Source organism: Capnocytophaga leadbetteri (assembly GCF_003054025.1).
Classification (GTDB): domain Bacteria; phylum Bacteroidota; class Bacteroidia; order Flavobacteriales; family Flavobacteriaceae; genus Capnocytophaga; species Capnocytophaga leadbetteri.
Map to the genome: position 1 here is coordinate 75,677 of NZ_QBKG01000003.1, position 26,999 is coordinate 102,675.

Genomic DNA, 26,999 nt, shown 5'->3' on the forward strand with positions numbered 1-26,999 from the left:
TTAAAGTGAAAAGTCTAAACCAAAGGTAAAGGTTCTCTGCAAGGGGTATTTCATACCTGCATTAGCATTACCCATTTCAGGATCCCACATTTTGATAGTATCCCACACGTATAGGTTGTTACCCATTAAGTACATTCTACCACTAGTTAAGCGCAATTTTTTAAGTAGGTCTTTAGGTAGATTATAGCCTATTTCTAAGTTTTTGAACCTAATGAAAGAAGCATCGCGTAGCCACCAAGTACTGCCTACTTGGTTATGACCGTTATTAGCCGTTCTTAGACGTGGGTACAATACATCTTGCGAAGGATTATCGGCTGTCCAACGATTTAAGGCTTCAGCACGTAAGCTTGATTCGTCTATACCCCAAGAGAAAGGGAAAAATCCTTCAGGATTACTGCCTCCTAATACAGTAGACACGTTGCCCACCCCTTGGAAGAACACGTTGAGATATAGATTTTTATATCCGAAGTTGAAGCCTACCCCGTATGAAATCTCTGGAGTAGTAGGATGCCAATCGCCATACATTTGGTCGTATTGGTCTATTTCGCCATCATTATTAAGGTCGGCGTATTTTATATCACCAGGGCGTAGCTCAGGTTGCATAGATGAGCGTGCTATATGAGCCTTAGGGGTGTAGGTTTTCTTGCCAGAACCATCAGTAGTAATATTGAAATCATCATCAGTTAAGAGGCGTTCGGCTACATATAGACGATTTTTTCTGAGGGGTTGCCCTGTAGAGTTCATCCATTCGTAGCGGTTAGGTGTTTCGTCTCTTTCTACGATTTTATTTCGTGCATAAGTAAAGTTACCACGCATACCTACACTAAAATCTTTGATAAGCGTTTTAGCAGAGAAGCTAGCATCAATCCCCTCATTGGTTACGATACCGAAATTTTGCCAAGGATTTTCATTAAATCCGTTTTGTGAAGGTACCATCTGGCGTCTGAGCAAAATGTCGTGGCGGCGGTTATTGAAATAGTCGGCTTGGAGAGTAATACGGTTATTGAAGAACGCCAAATCTACCCCGTAGTTTTGTTTATCTTCTATTTCCCAACCCAAATTAGGAGAAGCAAAACGTCCTTCGGTGATACCGCCTAAATAGTTGATACCACCATTGTTGTTGATACCATAGCCATAGCCATAGGCTCCTTGATTATATGAAGGGCGGTACAAGAAGCGGTCACCCCCTGTATTATCGTTACCAGTTCTACCATAAGAAACACGCACTTTTAGTCCGTTCATCACTTTGTGAAGTTTTTCACCGTAATAAGGCTCATTGTCTACTATCCAAGCTAAACCTACCGCAGGGAAGAAACCAAAACGGTGCCCCTTAGCAAAGTTTTCACTACCGGTAAAACCAAAGTTAGCTTCTACTGAATAACGCTTGTCGTATATATAGACAGCACGCCCTACATAGCCTTGTTTTCTGAAAGCTAATAGGTTGTCGTGGCTTTGACTATCGCTGTGGTTGTATAGTAATAGCCCTGTAACATTGTGCTTAGTATCGAATATACGTTTGTATTCTAAAGCACTTTCTATGTATATTCTTTTAGAAGAAGAGGTAGAAGCGTTGAGCGAAGTAAGAGGCGATTCGGTAACCATCTGTTTGAGGTTTAGGTTACCATTGATGTCGCGACCTCCGTTTTTGCTGTAATCTACTATATATTGAGCCGGTGTTTTGCTACGTCTACCTATCATAGTGGCAGTAGCATCATAGCTTACCATAGCTCTGAACTTAAGTCCTTTGGTAAGGACATCTAAATCTTGCTTGAGGGTAACTGCTGACTGAATGTTAGAACGCCATTCTTTGGCATAGCCTGACTCCATTAATAGGTTGTAAGGGTTTTGACGAGTACTACTAGCACGTGGGTGAGCAGCGTGCATTCCGTTAGAAAACTGCATTGGGAATAAGTTAGGTGGTGCTAAGGTAATGACGTGGAAAAGGGCATCAGTACCTACCCCAGGGTATACGTTTTGCAAATACTGACCACTGAGATTTACGCCTAAAGTAGTGCTATTGCTCACCTCTAAGTCTACATTACTACGCAAGTTATAGCGTTTTACACCTATATTATTTTCGTATTCTTTTTTAGGATTGCTTTTGAAGAGCCCAGATTCATCATAATAAGCACCTGAGATGAAGAATCGAGAGCGTTGCCCCCCACCTCTGAAGCTAAGAGTGTAGCGAGAATTGACAGTAGATTTCTTTAGCAAATCAAGCCAATTGACATCAGGATAGAGGTCGTTATCGGTATGGGCTGCATATTTATCAATAAGAGATTGTGGATATACGTGTGCTTTGCCTTCGTTTTCTAAGGCCTCGTTATAGAGGTTCATAAAATCTACAGAACCTAAGAATTTAGGCAACCGTGTAGGGGCAGAAACAGTAGTTTCGGCTCTGAAAGAGATTTTGGTCTTTTCGCGCAAAGCCCCTTGTTTAGAGGTGATAAGCACTACCCCATTAGCTCCTTGAGCCCCATAGACAGCAGTAGCAGCAGCGTCTTTTAGTAGTGTAAAGCTCTCTATTTCATCAGGCTCTATATCTGACATTGAGCGTGGTACCCCATCGACTAACACTAATGGATGAGTACCACCAGCAAATGAACTGATACCGCGAATGAAGAATTCGGAATCATCATAACCAGGTTCGCCAGAGCGCTGAATAGAGATAAGTCCGGCAACTTGACCTGCTAAGCCATTGATAAAGCTACGCGAAGGGATTTTGAGGTCAGCGCCCTTAACGGTACTTACCGAACTTACGATACTCTCTTTCTTCTGTGTACCGTAGCCTACGACAACTACATCGGAAAGCTGTTGAGCATCTTCTTTCAGAATTACATTAAGGGTTAGGTTTTTACCTGTTCCTGTGACTTTTCTACTTTGTAGTTTATAACCTACATAGGAGAAGTCTAAGACATCTCCTTTTTTTACTTCAATGAAGTAATTACCGTCTAAGTCGGTAGTTACCCCTTTACTAGTGCCGTGTACTAAGATATTAGCTCCAGGCAATGGTAAATTTGTTTCGTCTGTTACTTTACCAGCTACCTTTACTTGAGCAGCAAGAGGTAAAGCAAAGAGAAGCAATACGATGGATAATAAAAATCTATACATACAAATAAAAGTTTTTGTTTTGACTGCGCAAAGTTGCGAAATATTTTTATAACTACCAAATTTTCTTCTTAAAAAAATCATAATTTTAACATTTACTAAACAAACATATTAAAAAAATAAGGATAAATAGGTATTGCATTATTTGCAATGTTTCGATATTTTTGTTGCTGATTTGATAATAGATTTTGTTGAGGCTTCCTGTATTCTTCCTATATCTATTATATATCCTTTCTATAGTGAAGATGTAATTGCAGTATTTTTAATAAAGTAGCAAAATGTTTGCTTATTCTAAAATTAGAAATATCTATCGTTATGGCCTTCTTTTCAGTGAAAAATGGCGTACCTTTGCGGCGTAGAATTTTAAAAACAAATATCTTATGAAATTAAATACTTTAGGGCTTAACAAAGCCGATGTTGAAAAAGAAATTGGGCTACTTAATGTGCTCTTAGCTAATTATCAAACTTATTACCAAAACCTTCGCGGAGTGCATTGGAATATCAAAGGAAAACGCTTCTTTGAACTGCACGTGAAGTTCGAAGAACTATACACTACCGCCCAAGAACAGGTTGACGAAATAGCTGAACGTATCCTTACCCTCGGCGGCGTGCCTTTCCATACCCTAGAAAGCTACGTGAAACACGCCTCTGTGCCTGTAGGTGAAAATATCTTTGACGATGAAAAAACCGTTCGATTAGTAATCGATACGATTAGTGCTTTATTGCCTTTGGAAAGAGAAATCCTTGATTTTTCTGACGAAATTAACGACGAGGGTACTAACTCACTAATGAGCGACTTCATCTCTGGTCAGGAAAAGAACGTGTGGATGCTTAAAGCTTACCTCAACGAAGTAATTTAAGGTTATCAATTCGTCTATATTTTTTAACAATCGAGACTGCCCCCAAAAAGGGCAGTCTATTTTTTTTGGCTGATTGGTATTTTTTTATTACTTTTGCGTATCTGATTTGAGCGAATTGCTCTTTGTTATTAACATACTCCGCTGCGCCAGCTCGCGGACTTCCTTCGAATAAAACATCCCCCCTACCCCCCTTCAAAGGGGGAGATGCGATGGTTAGCATACACGAGCATTAGGACGAGGAAACGTGGCGGTCAGCATACACGAGCATTAGGACGAGGAAACGTGGCGGTCAGCATACACGAGCATTAGGACGAGGAAACGTGGCGGTCAACATACACGAGCATTAGGACGAGGAAACGTGGCGGTCAGCATACACGAGCATTAGGACGAGGAAACGTGACGGTCAGTATAGATGTTATGGTCAATAAAGGATAATTATGAAAAAGATATTATTATTTTTACTCTTAACCCTGCAGCTCGCTAGCTGTCAAAACCATAATAGCAATAATAAGAATATAAACGAACCTCAATACGATTGGGGCGTAGCGGTGAATACCCCCATAGGTTACCCTATACGGTTTTACGCTGCTATGGTAGGAGGATCTCCCATTGTAGGAGAGTTGTACACTGAAAAAGAAGAACCCGATTGGGGAAATGCTTTTGGTTATGAAAGCACTTCAATGGACAAGCTACCTAAAAGCGTAGATATGGTATGGCTGTCGTATAAAGAAGATTGTTTTTATAGGCTCAAAACGGCTATTGATTACGAAAAGATAGCAAAACTTTTTAGAGAAGGTTTTAATCAAAGAGTACCTAATGGAGAAGTAAGACATAAAACCTATGATACTATAGTAGTGGGTATTGCCCCTGGGGGTGTAGTAGTGTTATGGGCAGGTAGAGGTTATAAAAAAATTACTGAAATAGGAAGATACCAAGCCGAAAAAATAGATTTGAAAGAGCCACCTGGGTTAGATAGTCACGAAAGACTTATATTTGACAAAGAGTATAGTAAAAAAATATTATCAAGTAACTCAGTTATTCCTGAAAAGGTACGCGAAGCCAATAAAAACAAACCTATCCCCTTTGGCTTATGGGATAGTTATAGAGACCATCAATACCAATGGTTCGCTATCTACGAAATTCCCGATGGAAAGATAGGTGATGTAGACTATCGCTATTGGAATGGAGAGGCAGGCACTACCTTGTATACCGATTTCGCTTCCTATATGGGTAAAGAAGGTTTCTTCTATTTAGAAGAACCTATTCAAAAACGTTCCTTATTTAAAGAATTAGTCATTTCTTACAAAGCTGAAAGCGGACAAAAATATTTGGCTGAAGTAAGTTTTGATTGGGAAGCAGTAGTAGCAGCTTATCAAAAAGTCTTTAGAGAAGAAGCCGATAAAGTAACGGCTCATTTGGATATTCGGATAAATCGCGACAATGATTACCTCACCTTTCAATTGATAGGTGACAATGGCAAACAAACTATTTTAGAACCTAAAGAATTAAAATTTTATAAACTTTCCGATAGGAATATTATAACACCTACTCCTTTAGATTAAAGAGATAAAAAATTAATAAAAATGAAGAGTTTATTTACAATATTCTTTTGTGTGCTTTTTGCGATGGCTGGAGCGCAACCTAAAAATGATTGGCAGGAAGACCAATTGCGCGGCAAAGTGAAGAGTTTGCGCGCTATCCCCTATAAAGTGAAAGGCGGTGAAGGTACTGCTTTTAGCAAAGGCGAGATTGAAGACGATGACGACCTTGTGGTCTTCAAAATGTCGAATATCTACAATAAATATAAACGCTATAACCCTGAGGGTATGCTGGTAGAAACGCGCTTTTTGTTCAAAGACGAAACTATCTATTTGCGCAGTGAGTATTATTACAATCCGCAGGGTAAGCTGTTTATGGAAAGGCAGAACTCTGACAAGATAATGTTTGTGTACGACCCACAAGGCTTTTTGGTGAAAGAAGTAACCTATTCGCCTGGGGGCTTTCTTAAATCGCATATTGATTATGAGGTAGATGCGCAAGGACACAGAGAAAAAGAGACTCATTATATGAGCAATGCGCCTACGGAAAGCACTACTTATCAGTACAACCGCAAAGGGCAGGTAATTGAGAGTATAAAGTATGACAAGGAAGGCAACTTTGTGGAGAAACGTCTTTTTAAATACAACGCCCAAGGCTTGGTGGTGCGCATACGCACTTACAACAAAGACAACCGACTGATAAAAACGAGTGATAAGACCTATAACCCCCAAGGCGATTGCATTCGCTGGAAAGTGCATAATAAAACTACTAAAGTGAAAATCGTTGAAACCTATCAGTATACCTACGATGCTCATAACAACTGGGTGAGTGCCGTGTACTTCGTAAATGGCAGTCCCACCCAAATTATAGAACGAACCCTTGACTATTATGAATAAAATTCACCTTTTTGGTGTACGACACCTTTCGCCTAATGCTGCTACGCATCTGCTGCAATTCTTAGACAAGCACAAACCTAAATGTATCCTCATAGAGGGTCCGGCTGATGCTACTCCGTTAATGCCCCAAATGGCTCAGAAAGGGGTGAAGCCGCCTATCGCTATGTTGGGCTATACCACTGAACTGCCTATAGAGACGGTACTCTATCCGTTTGCTTCATATTCACCTGAATACCAAGCTATTTGTTGGGGGGTAAAGAAGAAAGCTACTCTTCGGTTTATAGATTTGCCTTCGGAAAATATGCTAAAGCTACGCCAAGAGCAACCCACGGAAGAGGAGGGTGAAAAGGCTAAGGCTTTCTATACCTATCACAATAGTCTGTACAAGCAATTAGCTGAGCAGATGGGCGAAACTGACTATGAAAATTACTGGGAAAGGCACTTTGAGCATCGACAAGAAAAGGATAGCTTTGCCCCTACCCTTGCGCTGCAATCGGAAGAAATGCGCAAGATGGTAGTAGATAAGGAATGTGAGGAAGCTCCGTTTGACTTTTCGTACAACCTTATTCGCGAGGCGTATATGAAGCGCGAAATAGCGCAGGCTTGCACCGAATTTAAGCCTGAGGAAATAGTGGTAATTGTGGGGGCTTATCACCTATCGGGTATAGAAAATGACTTGCCTGCGATGACTGATGAGGAGCTGAAGAAGTTGCCCAAAGCCAGCAGTCAGCTTACCCTTATGCCTTATTCGTATTTGCGCCTAAGCAGCCGCACAGGTTATGGAGCGGGCAATATGGCTCCTTATTACTTTGAGCTGATGTGGCAAGCGATGCAGCAAAACACTATGGATAAATTGGCGGCTACTTATCTGACTAAAGTTGCCAAGATATTGCGCTCGCAAGGGCAAAACGCCTCGTCTGCCAGCGTGATAGAGGCGGTGCGTCTTGCCAATGTGCTATCGGCTATGAAAGGGGGTGAATACCCTGTATTGGAAGACCTACACGATGCCGTCATCACTTGCTTTGGCGGTGGTGGATTGGCAGGGGTAGCCGAAGCCATAAACAAGGTAGACATAGGTACGGCTATAGGGGCACTACCTGAAGGGGTAAGCCAAACGCCCGTGCAAGAGGATATGAACCAAGAGCTAAAACGGCTTAAACTGACAAACTACAAATCGGCCGTAGCACAAGACCTCAGCCTCGACCTGCGCGAAAATCTGAAAGTGAAAAGCAAAGAAGCTGCTTTTATCGACCTAAATCGCTCGACTTTCTTGCACCGACTAACGGTGCTGGGCATTCACTTTGCTACCCAGCAGGGTACGGCTCAGGACAAAGCTTCGTGGGCAGAGAAATGGGTGCTACAATGGAGTCCGGAGGTAGAAATAGAGATAGTAGAAGCGAACCTAAAAGGGGAAACTTTAGAGATAGCTACTGCCTTTGTACTAAAAGAACAGCTAAGCGAATGTACCGATATATCATTAGTAGCCAAGATTATACGCAAAGCTTGCGAGTGTAGGCTCACGGATATTTTCAGCAATGCGTTAAGCACTTTGCAACGGCTGTTAGTAGACACTAATAGCTTTGTGGAAACGGCTATGGCTGCGCAAGAGCTATCGGTGCTGATACAATACGGCGACCTTAGACAGTTTAACCTTGAACCGCTGAAGCCTATACTGCAACAGCTTTTCCTAAGGGCAGCCCTCTTGCTAACTGATGCGGCTGCTTGCGATGACAAAGCTGCCAACACTATAGTGCCGGCTATCAACGCTATGGAGTACATAAGTGAGCAACAATACGAGCTGGTAGATGTAGAAACGTGGCACAAAGAGGTAGCGCACGTGGCGTGGCGAGATGACCTGAATAGCAAGCTGTCGGGAGTGGCTTTTGCCGTTCTGTTAGAGCATAATTTGGCGACCGAAGAGGAGTGCAGTAGGGAGGTATCGCGGCGGCTTTCTGCTGGCGTTCCTGCTGATTTAGGAGCGGCGTGGTTTGAAGGTTTTTCTGGGCGCAACCGCTATGCCCTACTATCGCGCACCATTATATGGCAGGAGTTAGACAATTATGTACGTCAGTTAGACGAAGAGCAGTTTTTGCGGTCGGTAGTTTTCTTGCGTCGCGCTTTTGCTGATTTCGAGCCTAACCAAAAGAACAGTATAGCCGAACTATTGGGCGACCTTTGGGGTACTGGTAAAGAGGCGACCGCTGAACGCCTGCAAGAAGTGTTGAACGAAACCGAAACCAGCAAATTAGAAGAACTAAACGATTTTGACTTTGATTTTTAAGGATATGAAAGAAGTATTTGCTTTGTACCGAAAATTGCGTGAGCGTCAGTTAAAGTTGCTGAACAGCTTCACGCCTGAAGAGCTCGCCACCATACCAGCGGGTTTTAAGAACAACATATTGTGGAATATAGCCCACTGTGTGGTAACCCAGCAGCTGTATTGCTATGCTAATAGCGACCTGCCGACTTACCTAAGCGATGATTTTATAGCGAAGTACCGCAAAGGTACTGTACCTGATGGGCATATCCCTACCGCTGCCGAGATAGAGGAAGTGCGCAGCCTGATGTTCAGCACCCTTGACCATCTGGAAGCTGACTACGCTAAAGGGATATTTAAGCACTACAACCACTACCTGACAGGCATAGAGTACCCTTTGACCAATATTGATGAGGCTATTTACTTCAATATTTCGCACGAAGGAGTACATTTGGGAAGTGTGTTAGCGTTGAAATGCGCTATTGCTAAAAAATAAAGACGAAAAATGAAAGACGAGAGTGTGTTGCTCTCGTCTTTCATTTTTCGTCTTTATAAAAACTGTACTTCGTATAGGTTGCGGTAGTAGCCGTTCTCTATTTGTAGCAACTCGTCGTGAGTGCCTATCTCTACGATATTACCTTTGTCGAGTACGATTATCTTATCTGCTTTTTTGACCGTAGTAAGTCGGTGGGCTATGATGATAGAAGTGCGCCCTTCGGTTATCTTTTCGGTAGCCTCTTGTATCAGCCGTTCGGAGTGCGAATCGACTGATGAGGTAGCCTCGTCTAAGATGAGTATTTCTGGACTATGCACATAAGCACGGAGGAAAGCAATAAGCTGTCGTTGCCCTGCTGAGAGCATCGTACCGCGTTCCTTAACATTATAATCATAGCCTTCGGGCAGCTGCATCAGAAAGTCGTGTACGCCTATGCGCTTAGCAGCCTCAATGACCTGTTGGCGAGTAATATCGGGATTACGCAGCGTGATATTGTTGTAAATACTATCAGCAAAGAGGAATACATCTTGTAGCACGGTAGCTATGTGCTTGCGCAAAGAGGTAAGCGTGAAAGTGTTGATATTCACGCCATCTATATAAATAGCCCCTGCAGTAAGGTCGTAGAAACGATTCAGCAGGTTGGTAATAGTAGTTTTACCAGCCCCCGTAGCCCCTACTATAGCTACTGTCTCGCCGTGTTTTACTTCAAAAGTAATTCCGTGCAAAATCTCTTCACCGGCTATATATTCAAAATGAACATTTTCAAAACGGATAGAGTTCTTTACCTGAGTAAGCTCTTTCGTACCTTGTTTTTCGGTATCGGCATCGGTATCGAGGATAGCAAAGACACGTTCTGAAGCAATGACCCCCATCTGTAGGGCGTTGAACTTATCGGCTATATGCCTAAGCGGGCGGAAAAGTTGTTGTGAGAGCTGAATGAATAGGAAGATATTGCCTAAGTCGTACACGCTATTATTTACCAACTCTCTACCGCCAAACCAGACGATGAGCGCAATGGTAATAGAGATACCCAAATCGCCAATAGGGAAGAAAATAGAGTTATACCAAATGGTTTTCAGCCACGCTTGTTTGTGCTTTTCGTTTATCTTTTTGAAACGTTCGAGTTCTTCTTTCTCTTGAGCAAACAACTGCAATACCTTAATGCCCGAAATACGCTCTTGCACAAAGGAATTGAGGTTAGCAACCTCGTGACGGACTTCTACAAAAGCTGCTTTCATAGAGCGCTGAAACCAACGGGTGAAATAGAGTATCAGCGGCATAGTAGCATAGCTAATAAGGGCTAACTTCCAATCGATTACAAACATTACTATGGTAATGACCAACATTTTGAGCAGGTCGCTTGCCATCTCGAAGAGTCCTGAGCTGAATATCTCGCCGATACGCTCCATATCGTTTACGGCACGAGTAACGAGCACCCCTATAGACGACTTATCAAAATAGCGCATCTTTGCCCATAGCAGGTGGTTGAACAGGCGCTGACGGATGTCGCGTATTACTGTCTGTCCCAACCAGTTAGAGAAGTATGAAAAGAGGAATTGCATTAGTACCTCAGCCAATAGTAGCGCCACCAAAACGTAGGTAATGAGTACTAACCCATCGTAGTTTTTGGGTGTAATATAGCTATCGATAGCTACCTTGATAAGGTAAGGCTGAGCTGTAGAGAAGATAGACGATAGCACTGCAAAGAGTGCTACCGCTATAAAAGTACCTCTATAAGGTTTAACAAAATAAGAAAGTTGTCGGAAGGTATGTTTGGTACGAATATTGTGTTCTGCCATTGTTGTAGTGCGTTTGTACGGGGCAAAGATACGGATAATTAGTGAATTTTTTTGTGCCTTTCTATTTTTTTTACTATCTTTGTCGCCTTACAACGTAACACTTAAGAAAAACAATCTCTTTTAGAATATGCAATTTAGAAAATATACACTCGGAACATTTATGTGCTTTATGATGGGCGTACTTGCCCCTCAAGCCCAAAATACTACTCCTAAAGACACTATTAAAACAATATTGCCTGCTAATAAACACGAAGCCCTCAATAAGCTGAACGACAACCCTAAAGCTAAAAAATACGATGAGAAATGGCTGAAAGAGCTCTCTAATTCAGACCTTTTCTTTCAGATGAGCGAAGATATTGCTTCTGAACCTACTAACGTAGATTATGGCGAACTACCTACTGAAGTACTCAAAGAACGCCTTGAGAAACTCAATGAAAAAAGTCTCTTCAACATAGAGTACAACCCTGTATTAGAACAGGTTATCAAATCATTCCTCAAAAACCGCCGCTCGTCATTAGAACGCCTGATGAGCCTTAGCGATTACTACTTCCCGATGTTTGAGCAGGAAATGAGCAACCAGAAAATTCCTTTAGAAATTAAATATTTGGCTATAATTGAATCGGCATTAAACCCTAAAGCCCGTTCGCATGCAGGAGCTACCGGTTTATGGCAGTTTATGTACGCTACTGGCAAAAGCTATGGCTTAGAGGTCAATAACTACGTAGATGAACGCAGCGACCCCATTAGAGCTACTAAGGCTGCTGCTAAATACCTGAACGAACTCTACAAAATCTTTGGCGATTGGGATTTAGTGCTCGCCGCTTATAACTCTGGTCCTGGTAACGTAACTAAAGCGATACGTCGCTCAGGAGGCAAGACTAACTATTGGAATTTGCGTCCTTACTTGCCTAAAGAGACCGCCGGCTATGTGCCTGCTTTCTTGGCTACGCTCTATATATTTGAATATGCTAAAGAACACGGTTTCAAACCTCAAAAGCGTGCTAACCATTTATTTGAGACTGACACTATACGCGTAAAACAAGCGGTACCATTTAAAGATATAGCTGAGATTACCGGTATGGATGTGCAAGATATACAGTTTTTCAACCCTTCTTACCAGCTTGATATAGTGCCTTATGTAGAAGGACGCAACTATGCTGTACGCCTACCGATATCGGAGATAGGAAAATTTGTAGCCAACGAAGAGGCTATCTACTCTTACCTAAATGAAGAAAAAGCTAAACGCGAAAAACCACTGCCTGAAGTGATGAAAGGCGACCAATATTCAGCCAAAGCAGGTAAGAAAGTGCTCTATACCGTTAAGAAAGGTGATAATCTTGGTAAGATTGCTAGCCGCAACGGGGTGAGTATCTCTAACCTCAAACGATGGAACCGCATCAAAGGTAAAAACGTAAGAGTAGGACAACGACTTATTATCTATAAATAAAACTTTCATAAAGAGTCCGAAAGATTTTCGGGCTCTTTTTTTGTATAATGAAAAAAACTACTTTATTAAAACTTCTAAGCTTATTTTCAGCAGTGAGGGGCTATAATATTATGATGGTATGTTTAGCTCAGTATCTGGCGGCTATCTTTGTGCTATCGCAACGCCCTTATAAAGAGGTGCTTTTTGACGAATCGCTATTTATGCTCGTACTCTCAGGAGCTTTAGCCATAGCTGGTGGTTATATCATCAATGGGTTTTACGACCAAGAGAAAGACCTCATCAACAAACCTATGAAAACGATGATTGACCTCTTAGTAAGTCAAAACACACGGCTCACCCTTTATTTCTTGCTTAACCTCTTATCGGTGATAGTAGCCAGCTATGTATCTTTCAGGGCTGTACTCTTCTTTTCGCTCTATATCTTTGCTCTTTGGCTCTACTCACATCGCATAAAAAAAATAGCCTTCTGGGGCAACCTTAGTTCCGCCAGCTTGGCTATTATTCCCTTCTTTGCTGTATTTGTCTATTACCGCAATTTTGACCACAGTATCTTTCTACACGCTATCCTTATTTATTTGCTCGTACTTACCAAAGATTTCGTAAAGGACTTAGAAAATATCAAAGGCGATTTAGTGCACAATTACGCTACTATACCTGTAGTGTATGGCGAGCGATTTGCTAAATGGCTTATCACCCTTAGCGTATTGCTGTGTAGCCTACCTGTATACCTACTGCTCAATTATTTCAGTATTGGTTGGTTAGGATACTTCTTACAATTTATGATGGGCTACTTATGCCTCTTTCTCCTTTTCTTATGGCTAAGCCATACCCAACCTCGCTATGCCCTACTTCACAATATGATAAAACTCATCTTAGTAATAGGCGTATTAGCGACTGCTACCATTAATAATTGACAAATCGGCAAATCAACTAATTATCTCTTTCTTCACCGTTGAGTATTTGCAGATAGCTCTTATAGCGCGACCAAGCAATAGTACCCTCCTCTAAAGCCTCTTTAACAGCGCACTGGGGTTCATCAGTATGGAGGCAGTTATGAAACTTGCAATGGTGCTTAAGAGCAAAAAACTCAGGGAAGTAATCCGTCAGTTCTTCTTTCTCTATCTCTACCATACCAAACCCTCTAATACCAGGAGTATCGATGATACGCGCCCCATTGGGTAGGTCAAACATCTCAGCAAAGGTAGTAGTGTGCTGCCCTTGTAGGTGCTGCTCGCTTATAGCGGCTGTCTTAAGGTGCAACTCTGGGTCTATCGCATTGATAAGAGTCGACTTACCTGACCCCGAATGCCCCGATACCACACAGGTTTTGCCCTCCATTGCTGTCATTACCTTATCTATATTCTTACCTGTAGCAGCCGAAATACCGATACACTCATAGCCTGCTTGGCGGTATAGCTGGGCGAGGAACTTCACTTCATCAATCTCTTCTGCATTATAAGTATCTATCTTGTTAAAAAGCAGTATGGTCTTGATACCATACGCCTCAGCCGTCACTAAAAAACGGTCTATAAAGGTAGTAGAGGTCAGCGGATTATTGAGTGTTACTACTAAAAAAGCAAGGTCTATATTCGAGGCAATAATATGCGTCTGCTTCGATAGGTTTACCGAGCGGCGTATAATATAGTTATCGCGAGGCTTAATTTCGGTAATAATACCCTTAGTCCCCTCTTCTACCTCAAAAGTCACCCTATCGCCTACCGCTATCGGATTCGTATTTTTAATACCTTTCAGCCTAAAACGCCCTTTGATGCGGCAATCATACGCTACCCCTGTAGCTATATCTTTCACCACATACCAGCTACCTGTCGATTTATATACCAATCCTTCCATTTAATTATATACTACTGAAGTAGTTTCAGGCTTTTTCAAGTCGATGCGGAAAATATGTTTAGGGTCTTTAGCGTCTATTTTTCCGTTATTATTACTATCTAAGTAAGCGTATACAAATAGCAGGTCATTCACATAATCGTAATCAGAACCCACTACCCCGTAATTCTTCTCTATAAGCGCACGCACTAGCTTACCGTCTAAGCTAAAGAGGTAAAAGCGACGTAAATCATCGCGATTTATATAACCGTCTTTGTTAGTATCCTCATCATAGCAAGACACCATATAATATTGGCGTTTTACGGGTTTGTTAGCCAACACATCCGTTAGCGGTGAGGGGTAATAAAAGTTTTTTATCCTCACAGGTTGTTCAAACAGCATTTTGCGTTCGCCAGTGGTATTGTTGGTTATCAAGATATTCATCAGGTCATCACCATAGATAGCTTCAAAACCGGCTACTATATTGTTGTGCATATTATAGTAGTCTGCCTTATTGCGTAGTTCTTCATAATCGTTCTCATTTCTGTACGACAGCTCGTTATACTCTATATCGTTTGTATAGGGAGAGCCGTCATCATCATAGCGTACTTTTAGCATAGGCAGCAAAGCGTACTGAGGGTACCCCGTAAAAATCACTCTTAATGGTCGTAGAGTAAGCTCAGCGTTGTTAGCTTTTAGGATGCTGTCGTTCTCAGCAGGGTCTTGGCGATAGACATCGTGATAAGGTTTATCGTATACATCAGACGCTGTTTTTCTCTCGCAGCTTACCCACAAAAGACCTGATAATAATAAGAGAAATGTTCTTTTCATTGTATTTGATTTTTTATAGTTATATCGTTAAAAGGATTTTGACAAATTGACAAATTGACAAATTGACAAATTGACAAATCGACAAATCGACAAATTGACAAATCGACAAATTGACAAATTAAAACACATTAGCATACACTACGGCACTGATACTCTTCACAGGCTCGTACAAGACTGATTCGCTAAGAGCTGAGGGCGATAACCATTTTTCTGTCTGAAAAGTGCGCTCTAAAAATACAAAGAGCGACCCAACTATTACCGCTGCCTTTAGTACTCCGAAGAGAGCCCCTGCCAAGCGATTCAAAAATCCTAACTCAGCCGCCTTTAGCATTTTGGTAAGCACTTTAGCCAAAAACATCACTGCCAACATCAGCACTATCAGCGTGATTCCAAAAGCCACTACCTCTATCGTTTGTTGGCTGCTGGGCATCAGTTCACCCAACAGACGTGCCGTAAAAAACGAAAAGTGTATCGCCCCGTAGATACCTACTACTATGGCTAATAAAGATGCCATCTCAATAATGAGACCGCGCATAAAGCCTCGTACCAGTCCGAAGCCTAAGATTACTAATAATAGAATGTCTATCTTGTTCAATTTTGAATTGCGAATTATAAATTATAAATTATTTTACGGTTTTTCTAAAGTACTCACACTCGTTTAGCACCTCTTTGTAGTACTTAGTATGCGGATATTTCCGCAGTTCTTTAAAGCCTTTCCAGTCTTTAAACATAACATCATCATAGTTAGCCCCATCCTTATTTTTGTAAAAATAAGCTTGGTTGTAAAACTCATTGCGCTCTGTTTTGGCAAGCAGATAGGCTATTTTGGCTCTTTGCTCGTCGTTAGTAGCGTGTTTTTGAGCCAAAAGGTAATACTGCTTCGCCTTATCCATACCGAGTAGCAACACTCGGTTTTCGTCTTTTACTCCCAGCGAACCCGCTTCTCCCAGAATATTATTGTAGTAAAAAGCGCGCAAACTACCGTAGTAAGAAGCGTTGTAAAACGCATTCCCTACCAAGAGAGCATTGTTATATACGTCGTCATTTTGCGCTATTTTCGCCTCCATCTCCTTCACTTTTTCTAAGAAAGAGAGCTTAGTATAGGGGTTTCGCTGTTTTTTAGCGTGTTCGCAATCGTGACAGTCGGTTATAAAGCCATTAAACGGATTAGCAGGCAATAGCGCATCACTCTTTTTCAGCCTCTTAGTTACCATTCTGCCTGTCTCTTCATCATATACCTTTTCATTTACATAAGGCGTTTGCTTCATTTGGGCAATCGCCCCGTCTATAGCATCGCGATAAAACGCATAAATAGCGCGACTCTCATAAATATCACCTAAGTTAAAAGCGTAGTAGTTAGCCCAATGTTGTTCCCACTCACTTTTATCGGTTTTTAGCAAAAACTGCTCCATCGCTACCGACTGCTGCTCATTTTTGTAGTAATTAGGTTGAAAGTTGAGCAACTCGCTCATCAGTGTATTGCCTTTCTCGCGGTATAGTGCCGCCAAGTATTGCCTTACCAAAGCAAAAGCATTACCACTGCGCAACTTTCCTTTTTCGCTGTCGTTAGCATCCTCAAAATAGTGCCACAACCATTGCACACGCTTCAATAGTCGTTTTTCTACTTCTTTATCGATAGTCTTACAGCTTGTTACCTCATTTAGCACATCTATAATTCTTATTTGTGCTTGTTGTTCTGGCGTTTTAGTCTCTTTTTCTGCCTTTTGCAGGAATGCCTTAGCCCGTGCATTCTCGCCTTTATACATCAGCAGATAGCCCGCCGCTACATTCCATAAGTACTTGTTTTTCACCGCAGTATGCTCTGCCGCATTAACGAGCCAATCTATAGCAAAGCCACTCATCTCCTTCTTATTGTGCTGGTGATAGGTAGCTGTTTGCTTCAGCGGATTGTCTTCATTCCATACATTTACCTTGTATTCTACGCCATTCACATAGCGCGATAGCAAAAAGTCCACCTCTTCCGAAGCCGGATTTATAGCCAAAATACGCTGTATAGCCTCTGCCTCGTCTTTGTCATAATACCCTTGCATAGCCCACAGAGCGCATTGCTCTTGAGCGGACAGACTTGGCAAAATACTGTTCATTTGCGCATTGGTAAGCGGATGATAATCGTAAGTGAGTATCTGGGCTTTGTCAGGCATACCTACCCACACCTTGGCAAGCGTAGCATTGGCATTAGCGTATTGCTTTTGGGCTTTGTAGGCACCTGCCACATAGTACAAAGCGCGGTAATACAAACGGTTTTTAGGTTGTGCGTCTTGGGTTTTAGCAAAATAGTCTATCACACTGCTTCTATTAGCCGAATAGAAACGCAAACGCACCGACTGAAACCACATCCGATTAGCAAAGAAAGCATCTTTTTGCTTCAAGGCTTGCGCGTAGAGCTTATCTGCTTTGCTTATTTCAGTTTGTGCGATACGCTCTGCCTGCTTGCTTTCGTCGTAATTCCAAGGGTTGAAGTGAGTCGCCGTAATAGGCTCATTATTGCGAGCTATCTGTAAAAAAGCAAAAAAATTCTGCACTCGCTCATTTTTATTAGCTTTAAGGGTTTGCAAGGACGGACTCTCACCATACATCAGCACGTATATAGTATTAGTAGGGAGTTGAGTCCCCAAATAGGCATTCCAGTCAGCTACGTCATTTCGGCTGTAGTCACGGCTACTCGCATTGATGTACTGCCAGTTGTAGAAAGCGTTTTCAGTATCGAAGAAAAGAGGTTGGTAATTAGTATTATTCACCGTCACTTCAGGTGAAAACACCGAGCCGTACTCGCGCCATTCAGGCTCGAATATACAAGCGTAGAGGTACATCCCTGCACTAAGTACGCAGGCTACACAAGCCGTAATAATAATTGTTTTTTTTCTTAATAGTTTCATATCTTTATTTATCTTCATAATGCCCGTAAGCTGATAATATTATTTGTAAAGCATATTTATAAGTTCTTGTTTTGAAGCCTTTGTTTTTTACTAGCCCTTGCTTCGTCTATCATCTTAAAAAATTCTTCTTTTGCTATTAAAGTATAATCTTCTTTCTTCTCTAAAATAGTAATTGCTTGTATAGTTATCGCACTCATAATTCTTTTTATATTATTCTTGGGTCGTATGGTTTGATTAATCCTTGATCGTATAGCTCTGAACCTACTTTTTGGCATTCAGCTACTAATTTTTTCAACTCCTCCACTTCAGTTATTTCTTTAAGAGAGGCTTCCCTTTCAGGAAAAACAACTCCTAAATTTTTACTTATAAGCACTTTATCAACAGTCGTGCCTGTTAATCTGTTTATTTTTATAGCGGTTGCTGGCATAATATTTTTATTTTAGTTATAAAGGGTACTCTATAATTATCTTTTTCTCAAAGATATATAGAAGCTGTTTAAACTTTTTTAGAGAAATAAAAGTTCTCGAAAATTAGTAAATTTGTGTGTTGCAAAAAAAGAACACCAAAATTCAGCAACTTTGTGCAAAGATACAATAAATAATTGGATTATTACTTTTTTAAGTGTAAAAAAGAAGATTTAGCTTTCATAATGGAGAGCAACCAGATGTTTATTTTCTTGATATAACTTAGATTGGAATGCCCTTATTAGGGTTTATCTCCAAGTTCCTCAAAAAAAGTTTAAACAGGTTTTGTCACGTCCCACCTGTCTCACTCGTCCCACCTGTCTCACTCGTCCCTCCTGTCCCACTTGTCCCACCTGTCCCACTTGTCCCACCTGTCCCACTTGTCCCACCTGTCCCACCTGTCCCACCTGTCTCACTTGTCCCACCTGTCTCACTTGTCCCACAATTCAGAATTCAAAATTCATAATTTGCCAATTCCCTTCGCACTATTTAGAGCGCATTATAGGCTTAAAAAACGCTTATCTCTATGGTAGGTAAAGGTAAATAGTAGGGTAGTTCTTTTGTATTGTGTTGATTTTTAATGTGATAAAAATTTAACAACACATTTGATACATTACCTACTGCCAGTGCATATTATTCTTAGAGAGAAAATTCTTAAATAATGAATAAGGAACAGGTTGTAACTCAAAAAATAATTCTTCTTTATGATCTGTTTCTAAATCAAAAATATCTTCATTCTCAATATAGTATTTGTTTGCAAATTCTCTATCTATAATTGTTTTATATCTATCACCTAGAAAAGTAAAAGTTATAGCCATAATCTCCGAATCTTCTATTTCTATATTATTAATGATACATTCAGCAATTTTAGGAGATACAAAAAAAGCTAAATCTTTTCTATATAAAAAGTATGCCATACTAAAAACCTAATTCTTTTAAATATTTCATTTTCCCTAAAGGAGATTTAGGAATATTTACACCTTCTTCCCATTGGTGCAAGCTTGCTGCTTGTGCCTAATTCAGAATTCACAATTCTCTCCCCGTCCCACTCGTCTCACCAGTCCCAGCCCTCCCAATCCTCCCAGCCCTCCCAGCCTTCTCAACCCTCTCACCAGTCCCACTTGTCCCACAATTCAAAATCCCCTTCGCACTATTTAGAGCGTATTATAGGCTTAAAAAACGCTTATCTCTATAGTGGGTAAAGAGAAATAGTGGGGCAATTCTTTTGTATTGTGTTAATAGTTAGCCTTATGTTTTTAACAACACATCTGATACATTCCCCCCTTATCCCACTAATAGAACTCAACTTTACAATCTGATAAAGCATAGATTCTACCATCAGATATCTCTATATTTTCTCCAGATATTTTTGCTGTCAATAAACCTAAATGTTTAGCACCTAATGTTATACCTTTTCGCCATCCTTCAATATCTCCCTTATAAGATAATCCATGGAATAATTCGTTGGTAGGTAGCCAAATTTTACAATTCTCAGTGAGAGCTCCTCCTTCCTTAGCCATAAAAAATAAAGATGTAAGTTTAGAAAACAAAGTTTCTTTTTTAACCTTACTTCTTTTCTTTTTACGAAAAAAATCCTCTCCATCATCAGCAACATAGAGAAATTCTCTACCTTCTACCTTTATTGTTCCTGGTATATGTCTGTTAATATTATCCATTATATGATGTTTCAATAAATGTTATATTATTCAATCCTGCTTCTTTAAAAACTTTTCAATAGTGCTCTTTTAACTCCCCCCCGCTGGCGCAAGCTTGCCGCTTGTGCCCAATTCAAAATTCACAATTCTCTCACCTGTCCCACTTGTCCCACCAATCCCACTTGTCCCACAATTCAAAATTCCCCTCGCACTATTTAGAGCATCACAACACCTTACTCACTCAAATTTGCCCCTACAAACCATATAACCCTCCTAATAGGTTGAGAAGAGTGTTCTCTAAGGTCTGCTAACATTTCTTTGCGCTGAGCATCGCTCACTTCTTCTATTTTTATCAGGTCGCCAGCTTGCCAAACCCGCCCTTTGTAATAGGTTTGTTCAGCCACCTTATAAATATCCGAAGCATCTGTGCGTACTAAGGTGCTGATAGCCTGCGCCTCGGCGTGCGTAAGTCCCCCTACCAAATTAAGCACCTGACCATCAGCCGAATGCACACCCCAAGCGAACATCGGCAGAGCAATATCCAGAGGAAGCGGGTACTCTCTAAGTTTGCCCAGATATCGCAAGGCGGTCGAGCGGTCGTAGATAGAGTTAGCCCCTGTAGCGGTGATGCGCCCCATATTGTAGTACATCAGCACCCCATAATCTACCGGCGGCACGCCCGTTTCCTCTCTGTACTTCACTTGGTGTAAGCGTATAGTGGCAGAAAGCTGATAAGGATACTCCTTCTTAAACGCCTCCAACATACTGAAATAGGCTTGTTTAGTAGAAAGCGACCAATCACAATCAAACTGCACCTCACTAACCCTAAGGTGGTAATACCTATTGATTTGCTCAATATAGTCACCTAATTTATGCGCCAGCGTACTTATATAGGTAGAGTTTCCTTCGGTAAGTTCAGAGTTAAAAATCTCATTTTTAAGATAGACAACCGGTATAACCGTCTTGCCTTGTACGCTAAGGGTATCAATATCTACAGGGGCGATGGGGACGGGCGCATTGTCGCGCAACCCCACATCACAATAGCGAATATAAAAGCGTTCTATCCGGTTATTCTTCACAAAATCAGCTTCTTCAGCCGAAAATTGCACCTGTGTTTTCCAGCAATACAGAGCCTGCTCAGGCGGAGTATCCTCATAACTACAAGCCCCTAACAATACTAATAATAGGTATAGATATTTTTTCATAAGGGCAAAGATAGGTAAATTTTCCAATTTATAAAATTGCCAATTTATCAATTTTCTCATCATTTCATTGCTAAATCAGCAAATAGATTAAGAGTACAGAAAGAATATACATTGAATATAGGAAGAATATAGAATACCTAAGGAATCTCTTTTGTCAAATTAGCAACCAAAACAGCAAAACGCTGCAAATAATGCAAATCGACAAAATAACTAAAGTTTTTCGTGTATATTGACCGTCACATCTCCCCCTTTGAAGGAAGTTCGCGAGCTGGCGCAGCGGAGTATGTGCAAAGGGGGGATGTTTACAATTTTTTTTTGCTATTTAAAATAATTGTTGTACCTTTGCCGAACTTTAATGAAAATTATATATGGCAATTTACAAAAAGAACAACAACCGACCTAATAGACACAAAGACACCGAGCTCTTAGAAGAAGCTCACGAAGCTCATTTACACCAAGAAAGTACTACCGCCGAAGTGTTTGACGCCCTCGATGCTGGCGCTAACCGCACCGAAGATTGGGTACGCAAAAACCAAAAACCTATTATCATCACCCTTATAGCTATTGCGGTGGTAGGGTTAGGCTATTTGCTATACCAACAGTTCGTAAAGGCTCCTAATGAAAAGAACGCCGCTAACGAACTCTTCTTCGCTCAACAAGTCTTCGATGAGGCTATGGAAGCTACCGATGCTAAAGCTAAAGATTCACTCTTTAGAGTATCCATCAAAGGCGGTGGTGGTAAGTACGGATTTGAGCAAATAGTTCAAAACTACAGCGGTACCAAAGCGGCTAATTTGGCTGAGTACAGTATGGGTATGGCGTATATGCGTTTAGGCGATTACACCAATGCTATCAACCACCTAAAGCAATTCGATGCTTCTGACGACATCTTTGGCGCTTTAGCCTATGGCAATATCGGCGATGCTTACCTACAACAGAAAAACCCTGCCGAGGCGCTTAATTACTACGTGAAAGCCTTCGAATACAGCAAAAACGACTTTATCACGCCTATATACCTCAAAAAAGCTGGTATCGTAGCTACCCTTCAAGGCAAAAAAGACGATGCACTGAAGTATTATGAGCGTATCAAAGACGAATTTCCTACTTCAGAAGAAGCGCGCACCGTCGATATCCTTATCGGAAAAATAAGCTATTAATAATATACATCAGATAATAAGAAAGCAGGTAACAGGTAAGCAAACATTACTTGTTACCTGTTATTTCATAATTAAAAATTCAAAATTCATAATTAAAAAGTGGCTACAGAAAATAAAAACCTATCTCAGTACGACAAAAGTACCCTTCCTAACGCTAAAGATTTCAAAATAGGAATTATCACCTCAGAGTGGAATGAACAAGTAACGCACGGAATGCGCGATGGGGCTATCAACACCCTAAAGGACTGTGGTGTAGAGCCTGAAAACATCATTAATTGGTCTGTACCGGGCAGTTTCGAGCTCGTACACGCAGCCAAACGTATGCTCGATACTACTACTGCCGATGCTATCATCGTAATAGGTTGTGTCATACAAGGCGAAACAAAGCACTTCGACTTTGTATGTCAGGGGGTTACACAAGGCATCGCCCACCTCAATGCCGTACAGAGCGATGTCCCTGTTATCTTCTGTGTCCTAACCGACAACACCCTACAACAATCACTCGACCGTAGTGGTGGCAAATTAGGCAACAAAGGCGTTGAGGCGGCTGTCACAGCACTCAAAATGGTAGCCGTAGGAAGAGAATAAAACTATAGTAATATGAAACACTTATTGGTCATTTGTTTTTTATTCATTGCCTGCCCCCTACTACCGGCACAAATACGCGATACGCTGTTTATATTCGACAAAAAGTTCTACGCAGGCGATACTATCCAGCTTACCGAGATTAACCTCTTTGGTAAAGAGCGCTCATTTGCCGACCTCGAGGCTCAAAAGCGCTACCTCCTCTTGCGCAGTAGGGTCAAACGCGTTTATCCCTACGCCAAAATGGCAGCCGATCGCCTCAGCGCTATGCAGCACACTATGGATACTATGCAGAACAATCGCCAAAAAAGAGTGTACATCAAGCGCACCCAGCATTATATAGAAGAACACTTTACTGACGAGCTGAAAAAACTCTCTCGCTCACAAGGGCGTATCCTCATCAAACTCATTCACCGTCAAACAGGCAGAACTGCCTATAACCTTGTAAAGGAATTGCGCAATGGTTGGAATGCCTATTGGTATAACAAAACCGCTTGGTTGTACGACCTATCGCTCAAAAAAGAATACGACCCTCATAACGTAGAAGAAGATTATTGGATAGAGGAAATCATACTTCGCGCTATAAACAGAGGCGAACTCGAACCTCAAGTACCTGCCCTCCGATTTAACTTCACCGAGCTTACTGAAGAGCGCAAAAAACGCCTATCCGACAATTAGCCAATTTTCTAATTTGCTAATTTGCTAATTCATTTGGCATACTAATTGATTAAATACCCCCTAAAAACTAACACCTAACACTATGAAAAACCTAATTACAGTATTTTGTATATGCTTTAGCAGCTTACTGATAGGGCAAACAACCGATTTGCCCTTCAAAAACGGAGAGTGGTTGCGCTTCAAAGTGCGATATGGTATCTTCAATGCCAGTATGGCTACCCTATCGCTAAAAGAAGAGATGTACAATGGCGAAAAAGTATACCACGCTATTGGCAAAGGCTCTACTACGGGCTTGGCTCGTGTATTTTTCAGAGTAGATGATGTATACGAAAGTTACTTTGGTATCAATGATGGCAAACCGCGCTTGTTCATCCGCAATATCTACGAAGGCGGCTATACCAAATACCTCAAAATGTACTTCAATCACACCGAAAACAAGGTAAAAATTAACAATGTAGAGAACGGAAACAACACCGAAATCAGCTTTCAACCCGGGTTGCAAGATGTTATCTCGGCTTTTTATGCTTTGCGTCATTACCCCAACATCGACCAACTCAAAACAGGCGAGCAAATCTCCTTAGATATGATTTTTGACGATGATGAAGTGTATAAATTTAAGCTAAAGCTATTGGGTAGAGAGCAAGTAAAAACTAACTTCGGAACAGTTAATACACTGAAGTTCTGCCCTTTAGTGCAAGACGGACGTGTGTTTAAAGAAGAAGAAAGTATCACGATGTGGATAACTGACGACAAGAATAAAATACCCGTAAAACTAAAGGCTTCCTTACGCGTAGGCTCGTTAATAGCAGAGCTCGACGGCTTCAATTCTCTTAAGCACGAAACAAATTTAAAAAAATAATTTGCTTTTTCATAAATAGTTTAAAAATTTTACGTATATTTGTGGCCTAAACCGATAATAAAAAAAAGTAAAGAAACGACACTATGAAAAACTTATTTTTAGCACTTTCTATCTTTTTAGTAGCCAATGCATACGGGCAAGATAGCAATATGAGGAAAATTATGCGCCTTGCCGAGAAAGGCGACGCCCAAGCTCAAATGGAGCTGGCTGATGCTTATTTCAATGGCAAAGGCGGATTAAAACGTTCTTTCCAAGATGCCGTAGTATGGTTAGAAAAAGCGGCTGAAGCAGGCGATGTCAATGCTCAATACCAAATAGCCCAGTGCTATATGGAAGGAAAAGGTGTAGCTAAATCTGAAGAAAAAGGAGTAGAATGGCTCACCAAAGTAGCCGAAGGCGGCAATGCCGATGCGCAACGCCAGTTGGCATTATGCTACCGCGATGGGCGTGGTGTAGCACAATCTAACGAAAAATACTTCTTCTGGATTGAAAAAGTAGCCGATGGTGAAAAACCTGAAACTCAATTAGACCTCGCTAAAGCTTACTACGTAGGCGATGGAGTGAAAAAAGACCTCAATAAAGCTCGATTCTGGGCTGAAAAATCTTCTGCTAAAGGCAACTTAGAAGCCGAATACCTTTTGGCTAAATGGGCTTACGAAGCTAGTCCTAATAGCCCAGACGCCCTACAAAAGCTAATGAAAGTCGCTGAAAAAGGCAATCCTGAGGCACAAAACGCTATTGGTCAGGCTTACCTCAATGGTAAAGGCGTAACCAAATCCGAAGAAAAAGCAATAGAATGGCTTGAAAAAGCAGCTGCCAAAGGTAGTGCTGAAGCCCAATACACTATGGGTAACTTCTATTTCTACGGCAATAGCCCTCTTATTGGCAAATTCTACAAAAAAGCGATTGAGTATTACACCAAAGCAGCTGCTAAAGGCGATGCTAATGCGCAACGCCAATTATCTGTTTGCTTGTACAACGGTATAGGAGGCACTCAGTCTTACCGCGATGCTTTCAACTGGTTGTCAAGATCTGTAAATGCTGACCCTACCCCTGTAACAGAAAATAATTTAGGGGTATGCTATACTACCGGAAACGGAACACGTGCATCTATACCTCAGGCTATGGAGCTTTTCCAAAAAGCAAGCGAAGCAGGCGATGCTATGGCACAGTATAACTTAGGTTCTCTCTTGTTAGAAGAAGGACAGTTAGACGTTAAGAAAGGCTTTGAATACCTCGAAAAATCAGCTGCTAAAAACAACCTTTTAGCACTAAAAAAATTAGGCGACTTATATTATAATGGTAAGTACACTAACCTAACACGCGAACGTGGTTTTGAGTATTATACCAAAGCAGCTCAACAAGTGCCTGCCACTGCTACTGAAACTTTAGATTACTTCTTCCAACAGCAAGACGAAGTCTATTCAGAGGTGCTTTACCTCCTTTCACAATGTTATGCTGAAGGCAAAGGGGTAAAAAAATCAGGTAAAGAAGCCGAAATGTGGGCTATCAAAGCCGCTGATTTATCTAATAAAGCTGCTTTCGACTACCTACTAAAAAGAGTAGAGGCTAACGACCCTAAAGACCCTGCTTCAGTAAATGCTATCTTAACTGTAGCCGATGGTTATTTCTATGGAAAAGGTGCTAAAAAAGATTATAACAAGGCTTTTGAACTGTACGAAAAATTAGCTAAACAAGAGAATTTAGTAGCTCAAAAACGTTTAGTAGAGTATTATTCTGATGCGAAAAACCCTAAAAAAGACGCTGAAAAAACACTCTCTTGGCAAGAGCGTATCGCTAAAAGAGGTGATGCTGAAACACAGTACCAAATCGGTAAGTACTACCTAACTTTGGTACCCGACACAGCTACTAATACAGCTTCAACCCCTGCTCAAACAGCTAAACCAGCACAAGCAGCAGTTACTGCTACAGCAACTACTCAGCAGAATAACAACCCTTCTATTCGTCACCGTTCGGCTATGAAAGCCAATGTTAAGTTTACAAGCAAAGAAAAGCCGATGAAATATATAAGCGAAACCAAAGGGGTACAATGGCTTACAAAGGCTGCAGAGCAAAACTACGTACAAGCACAAAACGAACTTGGTACGTATTACACTGCTAAGCAAGACTTTGGTCAGGCTCTAAATTACTACCAAAAGGCAGCACAACGCGATTTTGCTGAGGCACAATGCAACCTTGCTAACTGCTATTACAATGGTACAGGAGCAGAACGTTCTTACGAAAGAGCTGCCGAACTATACCGCCTATCAGCTCGCAATGGCTATCCACTTGCTCAATATCGCTTAGCTCACTGCTACTTTCACGGTGAAGGTATTGGTCAGTCAGACAACCGCGCTGCCGATTGGTTTGACCAAGCTTGCGAAAATGGCGAACAAAGAGGCTGCGAAATGCTAAGAGTAGTAATAGGAAAAAAATAAG

The 26,999-nt window shown here is 41.2% G+C and carries 24 protein-coding genes; 12 read left to right on the plus strand and 12 right to left on the minus strand.

The features are described from left to right. Complete coding sequence (locus C8P65_RS04300) at nt 1–3,111, minus strand: SusC/RagA family TonB-linked outer membrane protein (RefSeq protein ID WP_107781624.1); 3,111 nt, start codon at nt 3,109–3,111, stop codon at nt 1–3. Nucleotides 3,112–3,488: 377 nt separating this feature from the next. Here C8P65_RS04300 and C8P65_RS04305 point away from each other — a divergent pair, with 377 nt between their 5' ends. The 5 genes from C8P65_RS04305 to C8P65_RS04330 all read left to right on the plus strand — a co-directional run bounded on the left by C8P65_RS04305 (nt 3,489) and on the right by C8P65_RS04330 (nt 9,156). Continuing rightward, nucleotides 3,489–3,968: a Dps family protein gene (locus C8P65_RS04305; RefSeq protein WP_009389318.1), complete on the plus strand. Its 480-nt coding sequence runs from the start codon at nt 3,489–3,491 to the stop codon at nt 3,966–3,968. Nucleotides 3,969–4,405: 437 nt separating this feature from the next. Next, the gene (locus tag C8P65_RS04315) at nt 4,406–5,530 is read left to right on the plus strand and encodes a DUF2931 family protein (RefSeq protein WP_107781628.1); all 1,125 of its coding nucleotides are present in this window, start codon (nt 4,406–4,408) and stop codon (nt 5,528–5,530) included. A gap of 21 nt (nt 5,531–5,551) precedes the next feature. Next, a complete protein-coding gene (locus C8P65_RS04320) occupies nt 5,552–6,403 on the plus strand; it encodes a hypothetical protein (protein WP_146162914.1) in 852 nt (283 codons plus the stop codon). Beyond that, on the plus strand, nt 6,396–8,684 hold the full coding sequence (locus tag C8P65_RS04325) for a DUF5682 family protein (protein WP_095914345.1): 2,289 nt from the start codon (nt 6,396–6,398) through the stop codon (nt 8,682–8,684). Before C8P65_RS04320 ends, C8P65_RS04325 begins: the two co-directional genes overlap by 8 nt. Before the next feature lie 4 nt (nt 8,685–8,688). Continuing rightward, on the plus strand, nt 8,689–9,156 hold the full coding sequence (locus C8P65_RS04330; protein WP_107781632.1) for a DinB family protein: 468 nt from the start codon (nt 8,689–8,691) through the stop codon (nt 9,154–9,156). A 53-nt stretch (nt 9,157–9,209) separates the two neighbouring features. On the opposite strand, the gene C8P65_RS04335 is transcribed toward C8P65_RS04330, so the two are convergent. Next, the gene (locus C8P65_RS04335; protein WP_107781634.1) at nt 9,210–10,955 is read right to left on the minus strand and encodes an ABC transporter ATP-binding protein; all 1,746 of its coding nucleotides are present in this window, start codon (nt 10,953–10,955) and stop codon (nt 9,210–9,212) included. A gap of 127 nt (nt 10,956–11,082) precedes the next feature. Here C8P65_RS04335 and C8P65_RS04340 point away from each other — a divergent pair, with 127 nt between their 5' ends. Together C8P65_RS04340 and C8P65_RS04345 are read left to right on the plus strand one after the other, a co-directional pair. After that, nucleotides 11,083–12,402: a lytic transglycosylase domain-containing protein gene (locus C8P65_RS04340; protein WP_107781636.1), complete on the plus strand. Its 1,320-nt coding sequence runs from the start codon at nt 11,083–11,085 to the stop codon at nt 12,400–12,402. Nucleotides 12,403–12,449: 47 nt separating this feature from the next. Next, nucleotides 12,450–13,316, plus strand: coding sequence for a geranylgeranylglycerol-phosphate geranylgeranyltransferase (locus C8P65_RS04345; RefSeq protein WP_107781638.1), 867 nt, complete (start codon nt 12,450–12,452; stop codon nt 13,314–13,316). A gap of 16 nt (nt 13,317–13,332) precedes the next feature. Here C8P65_RS04345 and rsgA read toward each other — a convergent pair whose 3' ends face one another. The 10 genes from rsgA to C8P65_RS04390 all read right to left on the minus strand — a co-directional run bounded on the left by rsgA (nt 13,333) and on the right by C8P65_RS04390 (nt 21,281). After that, a complete protein-coding gene (gene rsgA, locus C8P65_RS04350) occupies nt 13,333–14,253 on the minus strand; it encodes a ribosome small subunit-dependent GTPase A (protein ID WP_107781639.1) in 921 nt (306 codons plus the stop codon). Beyond that, nucleotides 14,254–15,060, minus strand: a complete 807-nt coding sequence (locus C8P65_RS04355) for an EF-hand domain-containing protein (RefSeq protein WP_107781641.1) — start codon at nt 15,058–15,060, stop codon at nt 14,254–14,256. Nucleotides 15,061–15,178: 118 nt separating this feature from the next. Beyond that, the gene (locus C8P65_RS04360; RefSeq protein WP_107781642.1) at nt 15,179–15,655 is read right to left on the minus strand and encodes a CvpA family protein; all 477 of its coding nucleotides are present in this window, start codon (nt 15,653–15,655) and stop codon (nt 15,179–15,181) included. A gap of 28 nt (nt 15,656–15,683) precedes the next feature. After that, nucleotides 15,684–17,957 (minus strand): hypothetical protein, encoded by a 2,274-nt coding sequence (locus C8P65_RS04365; protein ID WP_107781781.1) that lies wholly within the window; start codon nt 17,955–17,957, stop codon nt 15,684–15,686. 56 nt (nt 17,958–18,013) lie between these two features. Beyond that, complete coding sequence (locus C8P65_RS12055; RefSeq protein ID WP_170069075.1) at nt 18,014–18,154, minus strand: hypothetical protein; 141 nt, start codon at nt 18,152–18,154, stop codon at nt 18,014–18,016. Between the two features lie 8 nt (nt 18,155–18,162). Further along, nucleotides 18,163–18,384: a 3-phosphoshikimate 1-carboxyvinyltransferase gene (locus tag C8P65_RS04370; RefSeq protein ID WP_107781644.1), complete on the minus strand. Its 222-nt coding sequence runs from the start codon at nt 18,382–18,384 to the stop codon at nt 18,163–18,165. Nucleotides 18,385–18,684: 300 nt separating this feature from the next. Next, on the minus strand, nt 18,685–18,864 hold the full coding sequence (locus C8P65_RS04375; RefSeq protein WP_170069076.1) for a hypothetical protein: 180 nt from the start codon (nt 18,862–18,864) through the stop codon (nt 18,685–18,687). Nucleotides 18,865–19,038: 174 nt separating this feature from the next. After that, nucleotides 19,039–19,338, minus strand: coding sequence for a hypothetical protein (locus tag C8P65_RS04380; protein ID WP_107781646.1), 300 nt, complete (start codon nt 19,336–19,338; stop codon nt 19,039–19,041). A 375-nt stretch (nt 19,339–19,713) separates the two neighbouring features. Continuing rightward, the gene (locus C8P65_RS04385; protein WP_107781648.1) at nt 19,714–20,097 is read right to left on the minus strand and encodes a hypothetical protein; all 384 of its coding nucleotides are present in this window, start codon (nt 20,095–20,097) and stop codon (nt 19,714–19,716) included. A gap of 212 nt (nt 20,098–20,309) precedes the next feature. Beyond that, entirely contained in the window at nt 20,310–21,281 is a 972-nt protein-coding gene (locus C8P65_RS04390) for a hypothetical protein (RefSeq protein WP_107781783.1), read from the minus strand. Nucleotides 21,282–21,649: 368 nt separating this feature from the next. On the opposite strand from C8P65_RS04390, the gene C8P65_RS04395 reads away from it, so the two are divergent. The 5 genes from C8P65_RS04395 (at nt 21,650) to C8P65_RS04415 (ending at nt 26,998) form a co-directional block, all read left to right on the plus strand. Further along, nucleotides 21,650–22,438: a YfgM family protein gene (locus C8P65_RS04395; protein WP_107781650.1), complete on the plus strand. Its 789-nt coding sequence runs from the start codon at nt 21,650–21,652 to the stop codon at nt 22,436–22,438. Nucleotides 22,439–22,537: 99 nt separating this feature from the next. After that, entirely contained in the window at nt 22,538–23,026 is a 489-nt protein-coding gene (gene ribH, locus C8P65_RS04400) for a 6,7-dimethyl-8-ribityllumazine synthase (protein ID WP_107781651.1), read from the plus strand. 12 nt (nt 23,027–23,038) lie between these two features. Next, entirely contained in the window at nt 23,039–23,701 is a 663-nt protein-coding gene (locus C8P65_RS04405; protein WP_107781653.1) for a DUF4294 domain-containing protein, read from the plus strand. Between the two features lie 82 nt (nt 23,702–23,783). Further along, nucleotides 23,784–24,560, plus strand: a complete 777-nt coding sequence (locus C8P65_RS04410) for a DUF3108 domain-containing protein (RefSeq protein ID WP_107781655.1) — start codon at nt 23,784–23,786, stop codon at nt 24,558–24,560. An 83-nt stretch (nt 24,561–24,643) separates the two neighbouring features. After that, complete coding sequence (locus C8P65_RS04415; RefSeq protein WP_107781657.1) at nt 24,644–26,998, plus strand: tetratricopeptide repeat protein; 2,355 nt, start codon at nt 24,644–24,646, stop codon at nt 26,996–26,998. Nucleotide 26,999 lies beyond the last annotated feature (1 nt).